Annotated in this window: 1 protein-coding gene; it reads right to left on the reverse strand. The window is 76.6% G+C overall.

Annotated elements, in window-relative coordinates:
- The coding region (locus AC0IVP_RS22070) for a DUF222 domain-containing protein (protein ID WP_471759301.1) at positions 1 to 244 on the reverse strand (244 nt) is incomplete at both ends.

Genomic DNA, 244 nt, shown 5'->3' on the forward strand with positions numbered 1-244 from the left:
GTGACCTGGGGCTTGCGCCCGCGCAGGGTGGGCAGTTCCCCAGCGGCCAGGTGCGTGTCGCACAGCTGCACGAGCGCGTCGGCGCGCTGCTGCGCGCGGGTGCGGCTGTCGCCGGCAGGTCGGTCGGCCTGCACGAGGGACTCCCACGCGGTCGCGACCTTCTCCCCGCCGATCGCGTCGAGCTGACCCCGGATGCCCCTGCTGCCGTCACCGTGGCCGGGGAGGGTGAGCCCCCGGTCGGCGG

It is taken from the genome of Klenkia sp. AC732, from assembly GCF_979256525.1.